Raw genomic sequence first — 20,484 nt, 5'->3', positions numbered from 1 at the left:
GAGCAGACACGTTGTGCAAGATCACGACAGCAAGTCCGGTACGGTACGACAGGGCCCGAAGCCGCAACTTCGATTTGCGACTTCGGGCCCGTTCTCGCACCACCTACACGAGCACGTAAACCGGCGCACCGTCCGCTGCACAGCCAACTTGCCGGATGCACTGATGCTTGATCAGCATCCTCAGACAGGCATGCACACGGGCCGTCGAGAGCCCCGTACGCGCCGCGATCTCTTCGAGCCTGTACCGCGCCTCACCACCGATGAGCGCAGGCACGATGTACGCCGCCACCGCATGGACGTCCTCGGTGACCACCAACTTCCGTCGCCGCCACACATCGAGAAGCTCCTGCGGAGTAACCCCCGGCTCCCGCTCAACTTCACGCCGCTGCGCCCCGAGGGAGCCCAGCGTCTGCGCGATCCGGTGCAGCGCGTCCGCCATGGACTGCTGGGCCTGCACCACCTCCGTCAGCAGCTCGTTGGTGCGGCGCGCATGCCCCACACTCTCCGCCTGCATGGACACCAGGGCTTCGTCCGCCCGAAGGTTCCGCTCCTCCAGCCGAACGATCGCGTCGATGACCTCGGGCGGCATGACGTACGCGGTACCGCCGCTCGGCACAGGCTGCATCGGGGCCGGTTCGAGGGAGTACGAACCGTCCCGCTGGATGGCTGCGACGACTTCGGCCACCCATTTCTTGAACGGCCTGCACTCCGGCTTCGTACACCCGTTGACGAGCTGCACGAGCCCCTGGATGTTCACCAACTTGATGGTTCCCATGAGCCGGTGACCTGCAGTTTTGCTCAGGGTGTCAGCTCTGGTGACACCTTGTTCAAGGTCGCGGAAGGCCATCTTGTTGCCCTCCGACACATGCCGGATGAGTGCAGCTCGGACGTTCGTGTAGCCCAGGCCTTCCGCGAAGTCCGTCGCCGGGAACCAGTGCGTCCCATCCGGCAGAGTCACCCTCCGCACCCGCGACCCCGTCGCCGCGTACACGAAGTCCCCGACCTCGATCGCGTCCTGCCGCTGCACCGTCGCCTCTTCCGACGGCCCGTTCTCCTGCTCGTACATCGAGCATCACCTCCACCCCGGAAACTGACACACGAGTCAAGACAACTGGCCTGGAATTAGCTGAAGTTCACCCATTAGATGACACGAACCTCTCATCCCACCCCCGCACCTCCCGCACTCACCACCCCCTCAGAACAACCCCTCCTGCACCCCCACCTCCCGCTCCTTCTCCAGCCACTTCACGGGCACCGTCACCCCACCCCCCACATCCCCCTTCTCCAACCCCCACCCCGCCAGCAACCGACTGTCCACGACCACCACCCCCGCAGCCCCCGCGCTCTCCACCTCCAGATGCAGATCCGGCCCCGCCACAGCCACCACCCGCCCCGCTACACTCCCCCCGCCCACCAACTCCCTTACGACGCCCACCACATCCGCCGCGCCCTCCAGCCCCTCATCCCCCTCCAGCCCGAACACCCCCGCGTGATCCACCACTTCGCACTCCGCCACCCCCAACGCCTCCGGCCACCCCACCAGCCCCACCGCCCGCGCATGCAGCTCCCGTACCTCCGCCGCCCGCTCCTCCGCCCCCGGCAGCGCGCCCCGCACCGCCCGCTTCTTCGCGTACGAGATCCGGTCGGGCACCCCGAGCCCCGCCCGCAACAACTCCTCGCACCGCCGCGCCGCCATCAGCGGCCCCCGCCCGAGCCAGCTGAACGCCACCGCCCCCTGCTCCAGCAGCCGCGCCGGCCCCCGGTCCTCCCGGGTGATCCCCACCTTGACCATCCCCGGCCCGAACCACGCCAGGTACACCGCATACGGCCTCGGATCGTCAGCCATCGTGTCGGCCGCCACCGACCTCGACCGGTCCAGCCGCGCGCAGTCCGCGCACTGCGCCTGCGTGGCCCGTCCCGCCACCGCCGCCGCGTACGGACACGGATTCCCCCGCACCCCCACGCACCGCCGCTCCCCGACCACCCGGAAGCCGATGCCCCGCCCGTACGCGTTCCCACCGCCGCCCGCCAGGGCCCCGTACGACAACGGACTGACCGGCCCCGCCCTGCTGGAACCCGCCCCCGGCTCCCACCGCAGCCCGGGCACGCCGCCCGCCCAGCTCACCCCCGCACTGCGCCACTGCCGTTCCATGTCTCCAGTGTGGCCCCCACCACTGACAACGCCCCTGAACCAATCCCGGGGAGCACGTGCCGGCGAACCTTGAGCGACATGGGGTCGCCCGTCAGTCCGTCGATCGATTCACGCAACGAGCGATCCAGGCGGTCGGGCACACCTACCCTCAGCACCATGGGTGATCTCCTACCGCTGATAGTGATCTTCGGCGGCTTGGCCACAGTCCTTGCTGCCCTCATGTGGCTGGCGCGCCACGTTCGTCGCCGCGGCACGGCGGGCGCGGCAGTCGGCGCGGCGCTGGCCTCGTGGGAAGAGGCGTATCGCGTGACCGCTCACGAGGCCCACTGGGAGATCAAGGCACAAGCGGAGCGCCAGTCCCCCCTGTTGTCGCCAGACGGACACTGGTCGCGCAGCCGACCCGAAGGGACAGTCGGCGCGAGGAACCGCGGGCCTTCTGCGGCTGGACCCCGCCGAGCAGGCATGAGCCTGCGCCGCCTAGTACGCCGATGGCGGAAGCAAGGCTGATCGAGGCGACGGCACCCTGGCACTCAAGGTTCGATGGCGCACCCTCAACCTTCAGTGACGCAGGACCAACTGCCCCCGCACCGCTCCCTCCCCGACCCCCGCACTACCCCCGCGCCGATCCGTCGCCAACTCCCCGCCGCCTCCGCCGCCAGTACGCCAGCGTCGCCACCGCCAGCAGTGGCCCCCACAGCACCAACGGCGCGTAGCAGACCGTCATCACCACCGCCTTGCCCCCGCTCGGCGCCCCTTCCACCGCCATCTCGGCGTCCCACGACAACGCCATGGCCCACGTCCCCACCGTCACCGCAGCCGCACCCAGCCCAGCGGTCACCACCACCACCGCCGCCGGAATCCGCAGCCCGCCCAGCCACGGGACCCACTCCGGCAGCACCTCTCCCCATCGCCGCACCAGCCCCAGCGTCAACAGCGCCAGCAGCTCCGCGAACAGGCTCAGTCCGACCAGATAGAAGGACCCGGCCCCGGGGAAGTTCTCCGGGTTCAGGTGCCCGTCCCGGAATCCCGAGTCCCACCCGAGCGCGATCGCCACCCGCCACAGCCCGGACGGCAGCACCGCAAGCACCGCCCCGTGCGCCGCCCACCGCACCCCGCGCGAAACCTCGGGCCGCATGTCCCGCCCCGACCCACCCGGCCCACTCGGCCCACTCCGTACGTACACCCTCTCCGTCACACCCGTCACACCCGTCACGTCCGTCACACCCACCGCACTCACCGCACCCGCCCTGCTAGCCACGACGCTGCACCCCCGTCCCCGCCGCCCCTTGCCCACCCGGGAACTTCGCCAACTCGGCGTGCACGACCCGGAATCCGCCCTTGATCACCGTGGTGAACGGCGCCGGCGCCATGCAGGTCCCCACGCGCGAGATGGTCACGTCCCCCTTCTCGTCGAGGGTCTCGGTGTCGAGGTTCGCCGCACCCCACGAGAACCCGAGCCGGTCCGGTTCGCCCTTTCCGCCCTGCTGCACGCTGATGCCGATCCGCGTACCGCGCGGCATTGCCGGGGTGTCTGCCTGGACGACGGCGGTGAGAGTGGCGGTACGGCCACTGGTGACCAGGCAGTCCACCGTCGCCTCGGCCGCCACCGGCCTGCTCCCGGCCGGCGCGGCGTGGCTGAACTTCACGACGCCCTCCGCATCGGTGGCCATCCCGCTCGGAATGCCCGGCACCGGCCTGCTGAAGGGAACCGACCGTGCATGAACGGTGAAGCGAATGTCGTCCTGCAAGGACTCCACGTACGCCACCCGCGCCGCCCCGTGCACACTCGCCCTTCCCTCATCCCCCTTACCTGCAACCCCGCCCTTGCCCCCGACAGAGGCACCGGCACCAGCTGCTGCCACCCCGCTCCCGACCCCCGCAGAGCCACCCGCCGCGGCCGCCACGGCCCCACTCGGCGCCGCCACCCCCATCGCACCGACCAGCACAACCCCTGCCACCCCGGCCGCAACCATCACTCTCTTCACCACGAACTCCCTTTCCCCTGCGGCCTCCTGCGGCCCCTTGCCGCTCTCTTGCCTGCCCCTCCAATCTCCTCCGCCACCCCGCCGGTTCCCATCCGCCGATCGGCATACATCCCAAGGCCAGACCACGCCCCGGCCCCGCCTCGCCCCCTCCCGCCTCTGCCGATCGGCAGAGGGATCCGCCGTACCCCTGCCCCGTACGCTGACCGCATGGGGGACACCATCACTCACACAACCGCCCTGTTGGGCACAGGACTTGATGCCACAGCCGTACTGCTGGCAACAACCGCTCTCGTACGCACCGGACGGCCCCTGGCCCGCCGACGCCCCACCACACCCACCACTCACGCCACACTCGCCACACCCACCCCCATACCGGACCCCTCCGTACTCACCGCCACGAGCGCGGCCCTCTCCCTCCTCTCCTCCCTCGCTTTCGCCTCACCGGGACCGGAAGCAGAGCCGGGTTCGCTCGGGAAGCTGGTGACAACAGCCCTGCTGCTGCCCTTGATCGCCGCCGTTGCCCGCTGGTCCCGGCCTCGGGAACTGCGCCCCACCGTGGCTCTGGCAGCCCTAGCTGTCGCCCTGTGGCCGCTCCCCCTGGCCGATGCCTCCTCCCTCCTGGAAGGCGCCGGCATCACCGCCTTCTGGCTGCTCCCGGCCCTGGCCGCCCTCGCGTTGGGCACCCACTTCCGGCGCCAGGAACGCCTCCGCCGCCGCGCGGTCACCGAGGCCCGCCACGACCAGCGGCGTCAACTCTCCCGGGACCTGCACGACTTCGTGGCCCACGACATCAGCGGCATCGTCGTCCAGGCCCAGGCGGCCCGCTTCGTCGCGGCCACCGACCCCACCCAGGCCGTACTCGCCCTGGAGCGCATCGAGAAGGCCGGCCTGAACGCCCTGTCCGCCATGGACCGCACCCTGGACATGCTCGACCCCACGCCCCGCCCGGCAGGCGCCACCGCCCCTCTGCCCACCGTCGCCCAGCTCCCCGTCCTCACCGCCGACTTCACCGCAGCGGGCCCCACCCCGGCACATCTCCACATGCCCCACGGCCTCCCCGATACCCTGCCCCGCGAGACAGGCGCTGCCGTGTACCGGATAGCCGTCGAAGCCCTCACCAACATCCGCCGACACGCCCCGGCCGCCACCCGGGCGGACATCACCCTCACCCCGGGCCCCAGCACCCTCGAACTCCGCGTCACCAACGACACAGGCCCCCACCGCACCACCCGCACCCTCCGCCCCAGAGCCCGCCCCCACGGGCACGGCGGCCGAGGCATCCCCGCCCTCACCGAGCTCACCCGCGCCCTCGGCGGCACCCTCACCACCGGCCCCCACCCCACCGGCTGGCACCTCACCGCCGTGCTCCCCCTCAAGCCCGTGCAGCCCCTCCAGCCCCTGCAACCCCTGAAGTCCCCACAACAGCCTCTGAAGTCCCCACAGCCCCCTCCAGCCCACCCGGAGCACAGGTGATCCGCATCCTGCTCGCCGACGACCAGGCCGACATCCGCTCGGGCTTCCGCCTGATCCTCGATTCCCAGCCGGACATGACGGTGATCGCGGAGGCCGCCGACGGCACCACCGCCGTCGAGCTGGCCCGTTCACTACGCCCCGACCTGGTCCTGGCCGACATCCGCATGCCGGGTCTGGACGGCCTGGAAGTCACCCGCCGGCTGGCCGGCCCCGACGCGGTGGATCCCATCCCCGTACTCGTCATCACCACGTTCGACCACGACGACTACGTCCGTACGGCGCTCCGCGACGGCGCCTGCGGCTTCCTCCTGAAACGCTCCGGGCCCGCTCTTCTGATCGAGGGCGTACGCGCCGCCATGTCCGGTGACGTCCTGATCAGCCCCCAGATCACCGTCCGCCTCCTGCAGTCCCTCACCCCGCCCCCGCCCGAGGCCCCCGCGCCCGCACCCGGCCGGCCCTCCCCGCTCACCCCCCGCGAGGAAGAAATAGCCCGCCTGGTCGCCGAAGGCCTCACCAACGCGGAAATCGCCGCCCGCCTCTTCATCTCACCGGGCACGGCCAAGACCCACATCGCCAACATCCAGTCGAAGCTGAAGGCCCGCAACCGGGTCGGCATCGCCGCCTGGACCTGGCAGTCCGGCTCCACCCGCACATGAAAGAAGCCCCCCGGACGATGTCCGGGGGGCTTCTCGGCTGTGCACTCGGCAGGATTCGAACCTGCAACCTTCTGATCCGTAGTCAGATGCTCTATCCGTTAAGCTACGAGTGCTTGTCGCTGTGCTTCCGGGCCGTTTCCCGCCCCGTCGGCGTTGCAAGAAGAACATTACATGACCTGCGCCGTCATGCGAAATCCATTGCGTGCACCCGGCCCCACCTGCGCAAACACCCCGAGAACGGCCGAAGCCCCGGTCCTGGTGGACCGGGGCTCCGATGTGCTGGCGGAGGCGGAGGGATTTGAACCCTCGATGGGCTTTAAGACCCAAACCGCATTAGCAGTGCGGCGCCATAGACCGGACTAGGCGACGCCTCCAGCACGACCCACGTACGCCATCGCCTGCGCGATCGCGAGTAGGTGCGTTGCAGATGATGGCACAGCATTGCGCGGTGTCACCAATCGCACCCCACGGTACTAGGCGATCGGGCACCAGGGCAAAGCACTTCCGCACCCGACCCGCGGATCCGCTCCGGGCCTGATGCAGGTCCACCGCGTGCCTGAGGGGAACCCCCTTCGGCCGTCCTCGGCCCGGCGTAGATCCACTCCGGTCCGGCGTAGATCCACTCCGGTCCGATGGCGTAGATCCACTCCGCGATCCGCCCCGTCTCCGACGTAGATCCACTCCGTGTCCGGGGAAGATCCGCTCCGCAGGGCGTGAAGATCCGCATCGTGGGCAGGCACAGCTCTGCAGCAGCTCCCCCTCTCATCCGCCGTCACGCCCGTATTCCCAGCCTTTAGACTCCCTCCAGTGACAACGCGCGGCCCGAGGGGAAAAATTGGGGCCGCCGGAGGATCGCCGACCGGGCGGGTTCGCCCGGGCAAGGTGCAGTAATCAGGGAGGAACCGTCGTTGTGAGCAGCAGGCCATCCCGAGGCGCTGCTCGCCTCGCAGCGATACTCGATGCGCTTCCGGACGGGCTGTTGCTCGTCAATTGCAACGGAACCGTCGTCAACGCCAACACCATCGCCCTGGAAACCTTCGAGACCCCGGGCACCGCACTCGTCGGTCGCGGGCTGCTCGACCTGCTGCCGGAGTTCGACTCCAAGCTGATCCCGGGATCGATGCGCCGGCCCGACAACGCCGACGCCCAGGGGCGCACCAAGCCGACCCGGATGACCGCGCGGCGCACCGACGGGAGCGAGTTCCCCGTCGAGGTGACCAGCGCGAACCTGGCGGACGGGCGGGACGCCTTCTCCATGGACCGGCCGGCCGGTTCCACTTCGCTGACCGGGGACGAGCTGTTGATGCTCGTCGTACGGGACCTGTCGGGCACCGTCGACACCGAGGCCGAACTGGCCCGTTCGCAGCGGCAGACCGAGATGATCCTGCGCGCCGCGTCCGAGGGCGTGGTGGGCACCGACAACGACGGACGGATCGTCCTCGCCAACCCGGCCGCCGCGCAGATACTGGGATTCAGGGCCAGTGACCTGGGCGGCAAGGAGCTGCATGCGCTCGCCGTGCATTCACGGGCCGACGGGACGCCGTTCCCGTACGAGGATTCGCCGCTCGCCGACACCCTGAAGTCCGGGCGCAAGCACCGGGTGCGCGGGCAGGTGCTGTGGGCGAAGAACGGCAAGCAGGTGCCGGTCGACCTGACGACCGCGCCCGTGCGCGACGGGGACCAGCTGGTGGGCGCGGTGATGACGTTCACCGACCGCCGGCCGTACGAGGAGCAGATCGCCCAGCACGCGGAGGAGCTGGACCGGCAGGTCGCCCGGCACGCCGAGGAGATCGCCCGGCACACCGAGGAACTGGCCACGACGCGTGAGCGGTACGACGCGGAGGTCGCGCTCGGCCGGGAGCGGTACGAGGAACTGGCCGGACAGCACGCCCAGTTGAGCGCCGTCCTGGGCGGCTCGCTGCGCGGCCCGCTGGAGGAACTGCGCGGTGAGCTCGGCACGCTGGCCTCCGACCCGGCAGGACAGCTGTGGCCCGAGGCCAATCAGGTGTTGCACCACCTGTCCGCCGGATACGCGCGCATGACGACGCTCGTCGACAACGTGCTGGGCTTCCAGCGGCTGATCGCCGGGACCGAGCCGCTGGTCAAGGCGAACGTCCTGGTGGACGGGGTCGTCGCGGCTGCCGTCGAGGGGGCGGTCGAGCTGATCGGTCCCGGGCGCGCCCAGTTCGCCGTGCACGCGCCGCCGATCGAGGCCGAGGTGGACGGCGGCCGTCTGGCGACGGCGCTCGCGCACCTGGTGGCGGACGTGGCGGGGGTGGACTCCACCGGCAAGGCTCCGGCCGCTGCGGCGGGCGGGGGTTACGTCGACTCGACGATCGTGGTGGCCGCCGCACAGCGCGGCGAGGTCGTGCGCTTCGAGGTGCGCGGGCCGTACGCGGGCGGCGACCCGGTGCACGAGCCGATCGTGCGCGGCATCGTCGCGGCGCACGGCGGGGTGCTGCAGACGCACGAGGTGCCGGGCATGAGCGGCAGCGCGTACGTGCTGGAGGTGCCGTTGGGGGCGGGCTCGGGGGCTTCGGATCCTGCCGCCCCGGCCAGTGCTGTTGCTGACCCGGCCGTTGCTGACCCGGCTCTTGCCGCCCCAGCTCCGGCTGCCCCGGCTGTTGCCGAGTCGGCTCCTGGTGCCCCGGATCCTGTTCCGAGTGCCGGGGACACCGTGGGCAGTCCCGGTACGACGGCCTCGGTACCGGCCCAGCAGGGCAGCGGACGGCGGGCCAGGCGGTCCTCGACCGACGCGTTCCTCGATGCGGACGGGAACACGGCTGAGCCCGGCGCGGGGGCGGAGACTGCTGCCTCGCAGACCGCTCCCCAGGCCGCCCCGAGCGGGCGGCGGCGCGCCCGGCGCGGGCCGGCCGACGAGCACCAGCAGCAGGAATTGATTCCGGCGCAGGGAACGGGCGAGGGATCCGGTGGCGCCGGTGGCGGCGGTACGGGCCGCAGGCGCGGACGGCCGAGTCCTGCCGAGGGACCGGCCGAAGGCGGCGGAACTCCGTCGTCGTCGGCCGGTGACGCCCGTACGAGCACGGGTGCAGGCGCAAGTGCAGGCACCGGTACGGGCGCAGGCGCCACCGGTCACGCCGGTGACGGCCGGGCCCTGGCGCTGCCCGCACCCGCGAAGCCGGTCGACGGTCCGGCCGAGGGTTCCGTGGTGACGGCCGGCGAGGGCGCGGCCGGGCGTGCGGCGCTGGGGCAAGCCGTGCCTCCGCAGGGAGTTCCCCAGAGCCAGGCGGCGGGCGTTCCTCCTCTGGGACTTCCCGCACAGGCCACCGAGACGCAGTTCCCCGCGGGGCGCCGTGACGGCGGTGCGATGCCCGCACTGCCGCCCGCGAGGCAGGGCGCGGGCCAAGCGGGTCAGACAGGCGGCGCGGGCCAGACGGATCCGGCCGACCGCCGGCCGCCGGGCTCCGAGGCCTCTGCCATGCCCGGCACCGGAAATGCCCCCGTGGACAACGGCACCGGCTCCGCGAGCAGCGGTGATCCGTCCGCCGACGACACCTCCGGGCACGGCCAGGTGTTCGCCTCCGCGGGCGCCGCGCAGTTCCCGGGCCAGGCACACGCGCAAAGCCAGGGCCAGGGCCAGTCCCCCGGCCAGGGCGGTCAGTCCGGTGCGAGCGTCGGCAGCGGCGCCTCCGGCGGCCGCCGGGCCCGGCGGGCGCTGGCCACCGCTCCGGCCGCAGAGGCGGAGAGCGCGCGCAGCCCGTTCGCACTGCCGCCCGCCGAGGCGGACCGTACGCCCGGCCGCTCAGGCGACGTACCGGCCCAGGTGCCCCACGAGCAGGCGGCGCACGCCGGCTGGCCCACGCCCACCGCCAAGATCGCCAACCCGGAGCCGCAGGCCCAGCCGCTCCCGCAGGCGCAGCCGCACACTCCGTCCCAGCCGCAGCCGTTGCCGCAGCCCTCCGAGGCGACGCACTCGACCCAGGGGCGTGCCTTCAGCGTGCGTACGCTCGGGCAGGGCATGCCGTTCGCGCAGCAGATCGCACAGCAGCAGAACCAGACGCTGGGCTCGGGCCGCCGCCGCAGGCTGGCCACGCCGTCGGAGGCGGAACGCCCGGCGGCGGCAGCGATCGCGCCCCCGGCCGAGCCCGCCGCCCGCCCGCACCCGCAGGGCAGCCCCCAGCAGGGCCCGGCCGGCTCTCGGACCGGCGCGCAGGCAGGTGCGTACGAGAGCGGTACGGGCGGCGCCGTGTCCACCGGCACCGCGCCCACGGGTGCCACGTCCACCGGCCCGGACGCCCCGCAGCTCATCCCGACGGCGTCCGAAGGGCGTGCGTACGCCATAGAGGCCCCCGACGAGGGCAGCGAGGGCCCCGAGCCGCTGGACGGTCCCGGCGGCGCCGTCGAGGTCGCCAACCGGCCGGTCCCGCGGCCCGTGGACGACGAGCTTCCCCCGGAGCCGCTGGACAACCCGCGCAGGCTGCTGGTGTGGCCCGCGCCGGACGCCTCCACGGAGCAGGCGCTCAGCGACCGGGGCTACCGGCCGGTGATCGTGCACTCCCGCGACGAGGTCGACGCGCAGATCGCCGCCTTCCCTGCCGCACTGTTCGTGGACCCGCTGACCGGGCCGATCACCCGTACCGCGCTCCAGTCGCTGCGTCAGGCGGCCGTGGCCGCCGAGGTCCCGGTGCTGGTCACGGCCGGTCTGGGGCAGGCGACCCGGGAAGCGGCGTACGGCGCGGACCCGGCCGTCCTCCTCAAGGCGCTCGCCCCGCGCGACAGCGAACAGCACCCGCCGCGGGTCCTGCTCATCGAGGAGCACGAGGAGATCGCGCTCGCGCTGACCGCCACCCTGGAGCGGCGCGGCATGCAGGTCGCGCGTGCCGCGACCGACACCGAGGCGGTCAACCTCGCCACCCAGATGCGGCCGAACCTGGTCGTCATGGATCTGATGCTGGTACGCCGCCGCCGGGCCGGCATCGTCGACTGGCTGCGCGCCAACGGGCAGTTGAACCGCACCCCGCTGGTCGTCTACACCTCCGCGGGGCTCGACCAGGCGCAACTCCCCCGGCTGTCCTCGGGCGAGACGGTCCTCTTCCTCGCGGAGCGCTCCACGAGCAACGAGGTGCAGGGCCGGATCGTGGACCTGCTGGCGAAGATCGGCACCAACTGATCGCCGCGTGCGGTTGTTTCACGTGAAACATCCACACGCGGCGAAGGGGACTGTTTCACGTGAAACAGTCCCCTTCGCCTTGCCCGTCCGTACTGCCGCCCACAGCTGCGCGACATGCAGGCTGCCGTTCTACAGCTGCGTGACGTCCAGCGCGCCGTCCGCGTAGCTCTTGCGGATCACCTTCTTGTCGAACTTGCCGACGCTCGTCTTCGGCACCGCAGGAACCAGCGCCCAGCGCTCCGGCAACTGCCACTTGGCCACGTTCTGCGCGAGGAAGTCACGCAGGTCCGCGTACGAGGCGGTGGCGCCTTCCCTGAGGACGACGGTGGCCAGCGGGCGCTCGCCCCACCTCTCGTCCGGGACGGCGACGACCGCCGCCTCGACGACCTCGGGATGGGCCATCAGTGCGTTCTCCAGATCGACGCTGGAGATCCACTCGCCGCCGGACTTGATGACGTCCTTGGCCCGGTCGGTGAGGGTCAGATAGCCGTCCGCGCTGATCACGCCGACGTCGCCGGTCTTCAGCCAGCCGTCCGCGCTGAACTTGTCCTCGGGGCGGAAGTCCTCGCCGCCCGCGCCACCGTAGTACGCGCCGCTGATCCACGGACCGCGCACCTCCAGCTCACCGGCCGACTCGCCGTCCCACGGCAGGGTCTCGCCCGCCGGGCCGCTCAGCCGGGCCTCGACGCCCGCCGGCAGCCGCCCCTGCGTGACGCGGTACGGCCACTCCTGTTCGGCGGTGAGGCCGGCCGGCGGGTGCGCCATCGTGCCGAGCGGCGAGGTCTCCGTCATGCCCCAGGCCTGGCAGAGCCGGACGCCCAGCCGGTCGTACGCCTCCATGAGGGCCGGCGGGCAGGCCGCACCGCCGATGGTGACCTGGGCCATCGAGCTGAGGTCGCGCGGGTTGGCGGTGACCTCGGCGAGCAGGCCCTGCCAGATGGTGGGAACGGCGGCGGCGTGCGTGGGGCGCTCGCGCTCGATCATCTCGGCGAGCGGGGCGGGCTGCAGGAAGCGGTCGGGCATCAGCATGTTGATGCCGGTCATGAAGGTGGCGTGCGGCAGGCCCCAGGCGTTCACGTGGAACTGGGGCACCACGACCAGGGTGGTGTCCTTGTCGGTCAGACCCATCGACTCGGCCATGTTGACCTGCATGGAGTGCAGGTAGATGGAGCGGTGGGAGTACGTGACGCCCTTGGGGTCGCCGGTGGTGCCGGAGGTGTAGCAGAGGGCGGCGGCGGAACGCTCGTCGATGTCCGGCCAGTCGAAGGTCGTCGGGCGGTCCGCGATCAGTTCCTCGTACTCGTGGACGCGCGGGGTGCAGCCGTCGAGCAGCGACCGGTCACCGGGGCCCGCCACGACCACGTGCTCGATGGACGGCAGGTGCGGGAGGAGCGGGGCCAGCAGGGGGAGGAGGCTGCCGTTGGCGATGACCACGCGGTCGGCGGCGTGGTTGACGATCCAGATCAGCTGCTCGGCCGGGAGCCGCAGGTTGAGGGTGTGGAGCACGGCGCCCATGGAGGGGATCGCGAAATACGCCTCGACGTGGGCCGAGTTGTTCCACATCAGAGTCGCTACCCGCTGGTCGCCGACGACTCCGAGCTCGTCGCGCAGGGCGTTCGCGAGGCGGGTGGCGCGCTCACCGATCTCCGCGAAACTGCGGCGCTCCGGCTCCGGTTCCCCCGTCCAGGTCGTGACCTGCGACTTTCCATGGATGGTCATCCCGTGCTTCAGGATGCGGGTCACGGTCAGCGATACGTCCTGCATGGTGCTGAGCACGGCGTCCTCCCGGTGGGCGCGCGATATGGCGGCACGTGGCACTGGATGCCTGGATGGCGGCAGTGCGTGTCTGGCCGATTCTGCGCGCGTACCCGGCGGTATGTCACTACCTGGGAGTAACCAAAAAAAGCAGGCCGAAAACGAGACGTCTTGGCCGGTCAGCGAATCATGGACGGGAAATCGGGCCGGTGGACCGGGGCCGACGGACACGGAGCGCCGGAGTCGGCGGACCCGGTGAGCCGGAGTCGGCGGACGGGTGGGCCGAAGTCGACGGACGGAGTCGACGGACGGAGTCGGCGGACGGGGTCAGTGGACGGGGGTCAGCGGACGGGGGTCAGTTCCGGATCCTCGCGCAGCTTGCCCAGCGCACGGGAGACCGCGCTCTTGACCGTACCGACGGAGACGCCGAGGACCTCGGCGGTCTGCACCTCGCTCAGGTCCTCGTAGTACCTGAGGACGACCATGGCGCGCTGCCGGTCGGGGAGCTTCATCACCGCGCGCCACATCGCGTCGTGCAGCACCTGCTGCTCGGCGGGGTCAGGGGCGGGCGCTGTGGAGCCGGTGCTCGGCTCGGGCAGCTCCTCGCAGGCGAACTCGTCGACCTTGCGCTTGCGCCACTGGGAGGTGCGGGTGTTGACCAGCGCCCGGCGCACGTAGCCGTCCAGGGCCCGGTGGTCCTCGATGCGCTCCCAGGCGACGTACGTCTTGGTCAGCGCGGTCTGCAGCAGGTCCTCGGCATCGCACGGGTTCGCGGTCAGCGAGCGCGCGGTGCGCAGCAGGACGGGCCCGCGGGCCCGGACGTAGCTGGAGAACGACGGGTAGCCGGTGAAGGAGGAGGCGTGCCCGGTTCGTCCGGGGTTCACGGCGTGCCCGGCGTGCCCGGTGGCGGCCTTGGATGCGCTGGTGCAGACAGGCGTGGTCATGTGTTCCACGCTATGAGCGGCGACCGCGCCGGGGATCGGCCCCAGGTCCCGAAGGCATGTCCGCCTCAGGTTGTAGGGGTAGGGCAGGCCCCACCTCCTGAAGGTGGAGGGGGGCCGGGGGAATGTCAGGGTCGGGCACGGGGAGCACGGCCCGGCGCACCACCCCGCACCCGGTCCTGCGCACGGCGCTCCCACATCCGGAGGAGATCACTCCCAGGTGCGGGCCACCAGCGCGTCGATCCGGTTGCGGTCGATGTTCAGGCGGTGCCCGCCCCACGTCTCCTTGACGTTGCCCGCGTACTGGTGGATGCGGCGGTGCGGCGCCCAGGCGCGGGAGTTCAGGGAGGGCTCCTTGGTGACCGAGGGCTTCTTTCCCCAGCGGGCGAACCAGAGAGCCGTCGGCAGGTCCTCGACCCCCTGCTTCCTGGCCTGTTCCAGGTGGCGGATGCCGGAGTCCGCACTGCTGTAGTAGCCGGGGAAGTAGCGGTGCTTGCGGAGCTCCCGGTTCCAGGCACGGACGAAGCTCAGGGTCCGCGCGGCACAGCCGCGGTCGCCGATGTCGTACGCCTCCATGTCGAGGTAGAGCGTGCTGCCGGGGATCATGCCGTGCCACTTGGCCCGTTTCACCGCGTCCCGCGCCTCGGCGGTGCCCTCCTGCCACGGGTCCCGGCCGATGACGTACCCGCGCTTGTGTTTCACGTACACGCAGGGCGCCTGGGAGCCGACGTAGATCGGGAGCAGGAACCAGCCCATCCGGTCGACCGACTTGATCCACTGCTTGTTGAGGTTCTTCTGCCGGGCGCAGCCGCGCGCCCTGCCGCCGAAGTAGACGCCGACGGCCCGGTACGGAGAGGCCCGGCGCCAGGCCTTCATGGTGGCCCGGGAGGGGGCCTCACAGGTGTCGAAGGCCCAGCCGTTGAAATGCACGGGCCTGCCGGAGTAGGGCGTCACCGCGCCGGGCCGCGCTGCACCCGACTGCGCTCCGCCCTGCGGTGCTGCCCCCTGCGGTGCTGCCCCCTGCTGCGCCGCCGGCGCGGGCCTGGCCGGACCCGGCTGGGCCACTGCCGACCCGGGCGCGGGCAGCGCCAGCGAGACCAGGAGGGCGAACAGCGCCCCCGCGAGGCCGATCAGTCGCCCGGGAGACCATTTCCGTACGTACATAGACCCAACGAATCGGTACATAAGCTGATCTAACGGTCATTCAGTGTCCGAGTCCACGACGCACGCCGGGCCGGTCAGCAATCCGCGCCCAGGATCAACCCGGATGTGGGAACCCCGGTGCCCGCCGTCACCAGCGTCCTGGCCGCACCGGGCACCTGGTTCACCGAGGTGCCGCGCACCTGCCGGACGGCCTCCGCGATCCCGTTCATCCCGTGCAGGTACGCCTCGCCGAGCTGCCCCCCGTGCGTGTTGAGCGGCAGCGCGTCCGCCGCCACGAACCCGGCCGCCTCGCCCGGCTCGCAGAACCCGAACTCCTCCAGCTGCATCAGCACGAAAGGAGTGAAGTGGTCGTAGAGGATCCCCACGTCGATCTCGGACGGCGCGAGCCCGGAGGACTGCCACAACTGCCGCGCCACCACACCCATTTCCGGCAGGCCGGCCAGGGTGTCCCGGTAGAAGCTGGTCATCTGCTCCTGCCCACGCCCGGCGCCCTGAGCTGCGGCGACGATGACCGCAGGCGGCTGCGCGAGGTCCCGGGCCCGCTCGGCGGAGGTCACCACGATCGCCTGGCCGCCGTCGGTCTCCTGACAGCAGTCGAGCAGCCGCAGCGGCTCCACGATCCACCGCGAGGCCGCATGGTCGGCGAGCGTGATCGGCTTCTCGTAGAAGTACGCGGCCGGATTGCGCGCCGCGTGCCGCCGGTCGGTGACGGCGACGTGCCCGAACGCCTCCGGAGTCAGCCCGTACGTGTGCAGATAGCGCTGCGCCGCCATCGCCACCCACGAAGCGGGCGTGAGCAGCCCGAACGGCAGCGCCCAGCCGAGCGCCGCCCCCTCCGCGGAGGGCTCCCGCCGCTGCACCCCGGAACCGAACCGCCGCCCGGACCGCTCGTTGAACGCCCGGTAGCAGACGACCACTTCGGCCACCCCGGACGCCACCGCCAGCGCCGCCTGCTGCACGGTCGCGCAGGCCGCACCGCCGCCGTAGTGGACGCGTGAGAAGAAGGACAGCTCACCGATCCCGGCCGCCTGCGCGACGGTGATCTCGGGACTGGTGTCCATCGTGAAGGTGACCATGCCGTCGACGTCGGCGGGGGTGAGCCCGGCGTCGTCGAGGGCCGTGTGGACCGCCTCCACGGCCAGCTTCAGCTCACTGCGCCCGGAGTCCTTGGAGAACTCGGTGGCCCCGATCCCCACCACGGCGGCCTTCCCACCGAGGCTGTCGGCCCTGCGGATGCTCATACGGCCCCCTCCCGGGCAGCGACCGGACCGGCGGACGGGGCGGCCGGGCAGGAAGGCGGGGCCGGGGCAGAGGCAGAGGCAGAGGCCGGGGCAGCGGATGAGGCCGCGTCGACGGCCGGGGCGGGCCCGGAGGCCGGGGCAGGCCCGACCTTCACCGTGCCGGTGACGTGGTGGCCGATGCCGTTGGTGCCGACGACACGGATCTCCGCCGTGCCCGCGGCCTCGTCCGCCTCCGTGATCGTGCCCCGTAACACCATCGTGTCTCCCGGGTAGTTGGGGGCGCCCAGCCTGATCCGCACCGCCCGCAGCCGCACTCGTGGACCGAGGCTGTCCGTCACGTACCTCCCCACCAGGCCGTTCGTCGTCAGGATGTTCATGAAGATGTCCGGCGACCCCTTCTCCCGCGCGGCCTCGGCGTCGTGGTGCACGTCCTGGTAGTCGCGGGAGGCGACGGCCCCGGCCACGATCAGGGTGCGGGTCACCGCTATCTCCAGCGGCGGCAGTTCCTCACCGGCCTTCATGTCCCGGCCCCTTCCTCGATCAGCAAGTCGCCCAGCTCTTCCAGTACTTGACCGCCGCCTCCCAGGTAAGCGTCGAGCTGCCGTCCCCACAGGAAGTGCCGGTGCACCGGGTACTCCACATCGGCCCCCACGCCGCCGTGCAGATGCTGTCCCGCGTGCACCACCCGCCGGCCCGCCTCCGAAGCCCACCAGGCGGCGGTGAGCGCATGCGTCGCATGGGGCAGGGCCTGGTCGTACCGCCAGGCCGCCTCGTACGCGGTGACCCGGATCGCCTCGGTGTCCATGTGCGCGTCGGCGGCCCGCAACTGGACCCCCTGCTTCGTGGACAGCGGTCGCCCGAACTGCTCGCGCTCCGAGGTGTACGCCACGGCCCGCGCCACCGAACCCGCGCACACCCCGGCCTGCAGCCCGGCGAAGGCGATCCGCGCCGCGCCCCTGATCCGCTCGTACGCCTCCGGTCCTGGCCCGCCCAGCCGTTCGCCCCGGGCCCCGCTCAGCGTGAGCCGCCCCGCCGACCAGGGCGCGGTCGTCCCGACCGGGTCGACGGCGACCCCCGCACTCCCCGTCCGTACGATCCACAGCGCCCGGTCCACGTCCGGCACCACCACATGGGTGGCGTCCCGCAACCACGGCACCACCGGCACGGTCCCGGAAAGCGCACTCCCGTGCGAGTTTTCTCCGGCGGACGCCCGAACGGGTCCCGGGCCGGTGGCTGAAAATGCACCTACGGCCACAACCGAGCCGTTTCGAAGGCCAGGACCCATCGTTTCCTGCTGTTTTTCCGTCCCATACGCACCCAACGCGAGCAGCCCGCAGACGGCCGTGGCCGCGAACGGCACCTGCGCGGTGGTCCGCCCCTGCTCCTCCAGCAGCAGCACCAGGCCCAGCAGACCGATCTCCTCGACCGCTTCGAGCAGTCCCGCCCCGACCAGCCGCTTCCACAGCTCGGCGTCCGTACCCGTCCCGGCCGCCGTCAGCCGCTCGTGCGTCGACAGGTCGCCGAAGATCCGCGCCGCCAGGTCCCGCGCGGCCTGCTGCTCCTCAGTCGGTGTGAAGTCCATCTGCCTCACCTCCGCCCACGACCGCCCGGAACACCGGAAGCTCCAGCTCCGCGTCGAAGCGGCGGAACTCCGCCCGCACCCGCATCCCGATCCGCACCTCGTCGGGCGCCGCTCCGACCACATTGCTGATCATCCGCACGCCCTCCGCCAGCTCGACGAGTGCCACCGCATAGGGAGGGTCGAAGGCCGGGAACGCCGGATGGTGCATCACCACGTACGAGAAGACCGTCCCCTCGCCCGTCGCCGCGACGGTGTCCCACCGTGCGCAGCCGCACGCGTTGCACCCCGGCAGCCAGGGGAACCGCAGCGTCGCGCATTCCTCGCACCGCTGGATGAGCAGCCTGTGCGCGGAAACCCCCTCCCAGAAACCGGCGTTGTCCCGGTTGACCACCGGCCGGGGCCGCAGCGCGGGACTTACCTGCTCAGGCTTCCCCTGCTCAGGCTTCCCCTGCTCAGGCTGCTCCCGCTCCGGCTTCCCCGGGTCCGGCCGCCGCTTCCCCTGCTCCGGCCGCGGCTTCTCCTGCTCCTTACGGGCGGGCGCGTACTTGAGGATCCGGAATCGGTGCGTCCCCGCCAGCTCCCCCGCCCCGTACACATCCATCCGCGTCGTGACGAAGTACCCGCTGCCCAGCTTCGTCGTCTTGCGCGCCGACACCGATTCGATGACCGCGTCGAAGGTGACCCGGTCCCCCGGCCGCAGGTCCCGTACGTACTCCTGCTCGCAGTCGGTCGCCACCACCGAGGTGCAGCCCGCGCCGTCGAGGAGCGCGAACAGCCCTTCGTACGCCGCCGAACGGTCCGTGTGCCCGGACAGTCCGCCCATCGTCCAGGCCTGGAGCATCGTCGGCGGGGCTATCGCCCCCGGCCCCTCGTACGCCGGGTTGCCGTCCCCCGTCGCCTCGCACCAATGCCTGATCATCGGCTCGTTGACCAGGTCCTTGCCCACTCCCGAGGTGGCCGCCGCCTGCCCCTCGTACTCCTTCAAACGCGCCAGCAGTCCGTCGAGTTCCCCGGTCCCGGGCTGCTCCCTCACCGCTTCCCCCTCCTCATCCCGAGCCGCATCGTCGCGACGATCTCCCGCTGCACCTCACTGACCCCGCCCCCGAACGTGTTGATCTGCGCCGCCCTGTTCATCCGCTCCAGCTCCCCGTCCCCGAACACCCCCGGCGACCCCGTCCTCACCACCGCGGCGTCGCCCACGATCTCCTGACACATCTGATAGACCGCGACCGCGCTTTCGGTTCCCACGAATTTCACGCCGCTCGCGTCGCCGGGTGCCAGCGCCCCCGCGCCCACGTCCCCCACCAGCCGCCAGTTCAGCAGCCGCACCATCGAAAGACGGGCGTGCGCCTCGGCCAGCCGGGCCCGTACCCATGCCCTGTCACCAGGCCTTTCGCCCGTATCGGGGTCCGGAGTACGGGCGTACGCCAGTGCCTCGGCGCAGGCGTCCTCGGCCTGCATGCCGATCGCGGCGAGGGCGACGCGCTCGTGGTTGAGCTGGTTGGTGATCAGCCCCCAGCCGCCGTTCTCCTCCCCCACGAGGTTCCCGGCGGGCACCCGGATCCCGTCGTAGTACGTGGCGGTGGTGGTCAGCCCGCCCACGGTCTCGATCGGCGTCCACGAGAAGCCGGGCGCGTCCGCCGGCACCAGCACGATCGAGATCCCCCGGTGTTTGGGGGCCTCGGGATCGGTCCGGCAGGCGAGCCAGATCCAGTCCGCGTTCTGGGCGTTGCTGGTGAAGACCTTCTGTCCGTCGATCAGCCAGTCGCCGTCGCTCCCGCCCTCCCGCACGGCCCGCGTGCGCAGCGCCGCCAGGTCCGTGCCGGCCTCCGGCTCGCTGTAGCCGATGGCGAAGACGAGTTCGCCGCGCAGGATCCGCGGCAGGAAGAAGTCCTTCTGCTGCTGCGTCCCGTACTTCATCAGGGTGGGGCCGACGGTGTTGAGCGTGACCATCGAGACGGGCGCGCCCGCCCGGTACGCCTCGTCGAAGAAGACGAACTGCTCGTCGGGGCCGCGCCCCTGGCCCCCGTACGCCACGGGCCAGCCGATCCCGAGCATCCCGTCGGCGCCGATCCTCCGCAGCAGGGCCCGCTGGGCGCCCGGTTCGTCCGGCGGCCCTTCCGGCATCACGTCACGGAAGTACGAACGGAGTTTGGCGCGCAGCCGCTGCTGGCGCCCGGTCGGTGCGAGGTGCACGGCGATGCCCTCCGGCGGGTCGTCCGGACGTACGGAAGGAACGTACGAAGGAAGGTTTCTGACTGTCCGTCAGATACTCCCGCCCTGTCAAGGTCACGGACGCGGCCCGCCCGGCACGCACCCCTCCGACCCGCATCCACCCGCCCCGCACCCACCCCACGCCCCTCCCGCACGCGGAAATGCCTGTGCGGCGGCGCCGAAGCACCGC

General features: G+C 71.7%; 15 protein-coding genes and 2 tRNA genes. 3 read left to right on the top strand and 14 right to left on the bottom strand.

Features of this window, described 5'->3' with window-relative positions:
• Positions 1-103: 103 nt before the first annotated feature.
• From ACWGIG_RS22230 to ACWGIG_RS22215, 4 genes are all read right to left on the bottom strand, one after another.
• The gene (locus tag ACWGIG_RS22230) at positions 104-1,066 is read right to left on the bottom strand and encodes a BRO-N domain-containing protein (RefSeq protein ID WP_453323373.1); all 963 of its coding nucleotides are present in this window, start codon (positions 1,064-1,066) and stop codon (positions 104-106) included.
• A 129-nt stretch (positions 1,067-1,195) separates the two neighbouring features.
• Positions 1,196-2,152 (bottom strand): DUF2797 domain-containing protein, encoded by a 957-nt coding sequence (locus tag ACWGIG_RS22225; RefSeq protein ID WP_453323372.1) that lies wholly within the window; start codon positions 2,150-2,152, stop codon positions 1,196-1,198.
• A 610-nt stretch (positions 2,153-2,762) separates the two neighbouring features.
• Entirely contained in the window at positions 2,763-3,287 is a 525-nt protein-coding gene (locus ACWGIG_RS22220) for a hypothetical protein (protein ID WP_453323371.1), read from the bottom strand.
• Between the two features lie 115 nt (positions 3,288-3,402).
• Positions 3,403-3,822 carry a hypothetical protein gene (locus ACWGIG_RS22215; protein ID WP_453323370.1) on the bottom strand — a complete coding sequence of 140 codons (420 nt, stop codon included), beginning with the start codon at positions 3,820-3,822 and terminating at the stop codon, positions 3,403-3,405.
• 522 nt (positions 3,823-4,344) lie between these two features.
• On the opposite strand from ACWGIG_RS22215, the gene ACWGIG_RS22210 reads away from it, so the two are divergent.
• Both ACWGIG_RS22210 and ACWGIG_RS22205 read left to right on the top strand, forming a co-directional pair.
• Positions 4,345-5,610, top strand: coding sequence for a sensor histidine kinase (locus ACWGIG_RS22210; RefSeq protein WP_453323369.1), 1,266 nt, complete (start codon positions 4,345-4,347; stop codon positions 5,608-5,610).
• Positions 5,607-6,266 (top strand): response regulator, encoded by a 660-nt coding sequence (locus ACWGIG_RS22205; protein ID WP_453323368.1) that lies wholly within the window; start codon positions 5,607-5,609, stop codon positions 6,264-6,266. The genes ACWGIG_RS22210 and ACWGIG_RS22205 overlap by 4 nt, the downstream gene beginning before the upstream one ends.
• A 40-nt stretch (positions 6,267-6,306) precedes the next feature.
• Here the strand turns inward: ACWGIG_RS22205 and ACWGIG_RS22200 are convergent.
• A tRNA-Arg gene (locus tag ACWGIG_RS22200) sits at positions 6,307-6,379 on the bottom strand.
• Between the two features lie 167 nt (positions 6,380-6,546).
• Positions 6,547-6,640, bottom strand: a tRNA-Ser gene (locus ACWGIG_RS22195).
• Positions 6,641-7,176: 536 nt separating this feature from the next.
• On the opposite strand from ACWGIG_RS22195, the gene ACWGIG_RS22190 reads away from it, so the two are divergent.
• A complete protein-coding gene (locus ACWGIG_RS22190; RefSeq protein ID WP_453323367.1) occupies positions 7,177-11,397 on the top strand; it encodes a PAS domain-containing protein in 4,221 nt (1,406 codons plus the stop codon).
• A gap of 129 nt (positions 11,398-11,526) precedes the next feature.
• On the opposite strand, the gene ACWGIG_RS22185 is transcribed toward ACWGIG_RS22190, so the two are convergent.
• The 8 genes from ACWGIG_RS22185 to ACWGIG_RS22150 form a co-directional block, all read right to left on the bottom strand.
• A complete protein-coding gene (locus ACWGIG_RS22185) occupies positions 11,527-13,173 on the bottom strand; it encodes a long-chain fatty acid--CoA ligase (RefSeq protein ID WP_453323366.1) in 1,647 nt (548 codons plus the stop codon).
• A 320-nt stretch (positions 13,174-13,493) separates the two neighbouring features.
• A complete protein-coding gene (locus ACWGIG_RS22180; RefSeq protein WP_453323365.1) occupies positions 13,494-14,096 on the bottom strand; it encodes a SigE family RNA polymerase sigma factor in 603 nt (200 codons plus the stop codon).
• 207 nt (positions 14,097-14,303) lie between these two features.
• Complete coding sequence (locus ACWGIG_RS22175; RefSeq protein WP_453323364.1) at positions 14,304-15,257, bottom strand: DUF1906 domain-containing protein; 954 nt, start codon at positions 15,255-15,257, stop codon at positions 14,304-14,306.
• Between the two features lie 74 nt (positions 15,258-15,331).
• Positions 15,332-16,498: a lipid-transfer protein gene (locus tag ACWGIG_RS22170; protein WP_453323363.1), complete on the bottom strand. Its 1,167-nt coding sequence runs from the start codon at positions 16,496-16,498 to the stop codon at positions 15,332-15,334.
• Entirely contained in the window at positions 16,495-17,019 is a 525-nt protein-coding gene (locus ACWGIG_RS22165) for a MaoC/PaaZ C-terminal domain-containing protein (RefSeq protein ID WP_453323362.1), read from the bottom strand. The genes ACWGIG_RS22170 and ACWGIG_RS22165 overlap by 4 nt, the downstream gene beginning before the upstream one ends.
• Positions 17,016-18,080 (bottom strand): acyl-CoA dehydrogenase family protein, encoded by a 1,065-nt coding sequence (locus tag ACWGIG_RS22160; protein ID WP_453323361.1) that lies wholly within the window; start codon positions 18,078-18,080, stop codon positions 17,016-17,018. The genes ACWGIG_RS22165 and ACWGIG_RS22160 overlap by 4 nt, the downstream gene beginning before the upstream one ends.
• The gene (locus ACWGIG_RS22155) at positions 18,061-19,113 is read right to left on the bottom strand and encodes an OB-fold domain-containing protein (RefSeq protein ID WP_453323360.1); all 1,053 of its coding nucleotides are present in this window, start codon (positions 19,111-19,113) and stop codon (positions 18,061-18,063) included. Before ACWGIG_RS22155 ends, ACWGIG_RS22160 begins: the two co-directional genes overlap by 20 nt.
• Positions 19,110-20,276: an acyl-CoA dehydrogenase family protein gene (locus ACWGIG_RS22150; RefSeq protein WP_453323359.1), complete on the bottom strand. Its 1,167-nt coding sequence runs from the start codon at positions 20,274-20,276 to the stop codon at positions 19,110-19,112. Before ACWGIG_RS22150 ends, ACWGIG_RS22155 begins: the two co-directional genes overlap by 4 nt.
• Positions 20,277-20,484 lie beyond the last annotated feature (208 nt).

It is taken from the genome of Streptomyces sp. NPDC054863, from assembly GCF_053610825.1.
This window is presented reverse-complemented; position numbering and strand designations above follow the sequence as displayed.

Excerpts from the sequence above, each read along its gene's own strand:
- ACWGIG_RS22230 (WP_453323373.1), bottom strand. The coding sequence starts at position 1,066 with ATGTACGAGCAGGAGAACGGGCCGTCGGAAGAGGCGACGGTGCAGCGG.
- ACWGIG_RS22220 (WP_453323371.1), bottom strand. The coding sequence starts at position 3,287 with ATGCGGCCCGAGGTTTCGCGCGGGGTGCGGTGGGCGGCGCACGGGGCG.
- ACWGIG_RS22225 (WP_453323372.1), bottom strand. The coding sequence starts at position 2,152 with ATGGAACGGCAGTGGCGCAGTGCGGGGGTGAGCTGGGCGGGCGGCGTG.
- ACWGIG_RS22175 (WP_453323364.1), bottom strand. The coding sequence starts at position 15,257 with ATGTACGTACGGAAATGGTCTCCCGGGCGACTGATCGGCCTCGCGGGG.
- ACWGIG_RS22170 (WP_453323363.1), bottom strand. The coding sequence starts at position 16,498 with ATGAGCATCCGCAGGGCCGACAGCCTCGGTGGGAAGGCCGCCGTGGTG.
- ACWGIG_RS22160 (WP_453323361.1), bottom strand. The coding sequence starts at position 18,080 with ATGGACTTCACACCGACTGAGGAGCAGCAGGCCGCGCGGGACCTGGCG.
- ACWGIG_RS22165 (WP_453323362.1), bottom strand. The coding sequence starts at position 17,019 with ATGAAGGCCGGTGAGGAACTGCCGCCGCTGGAGATAGCGGTGACCCGC.
- ACWGIG_RS22210 (WP_453323369.1), top strand. The coding sequence starts at position 4,345 with ATGGGGGACACCATCACTCACACAACCGCCCTGTTGGGCACAGGACTT.
- ACWGIG_RS22215 (WP_453323370.1), bottom strand. The coding sequence starts at position 3,822 with ATGGCCACCGATGCGGAGGGCGTCGTGAAGTTCAGCCACGCCGCGCCG.
- ACWGIG_RS22180 (WP_453323365.1), bottom strand. The coding sequence starts at position 14,096 with ATGACCACGCCTGTCTGCACCAGCGCATCCAAGGCCGCCACCGGGCAC.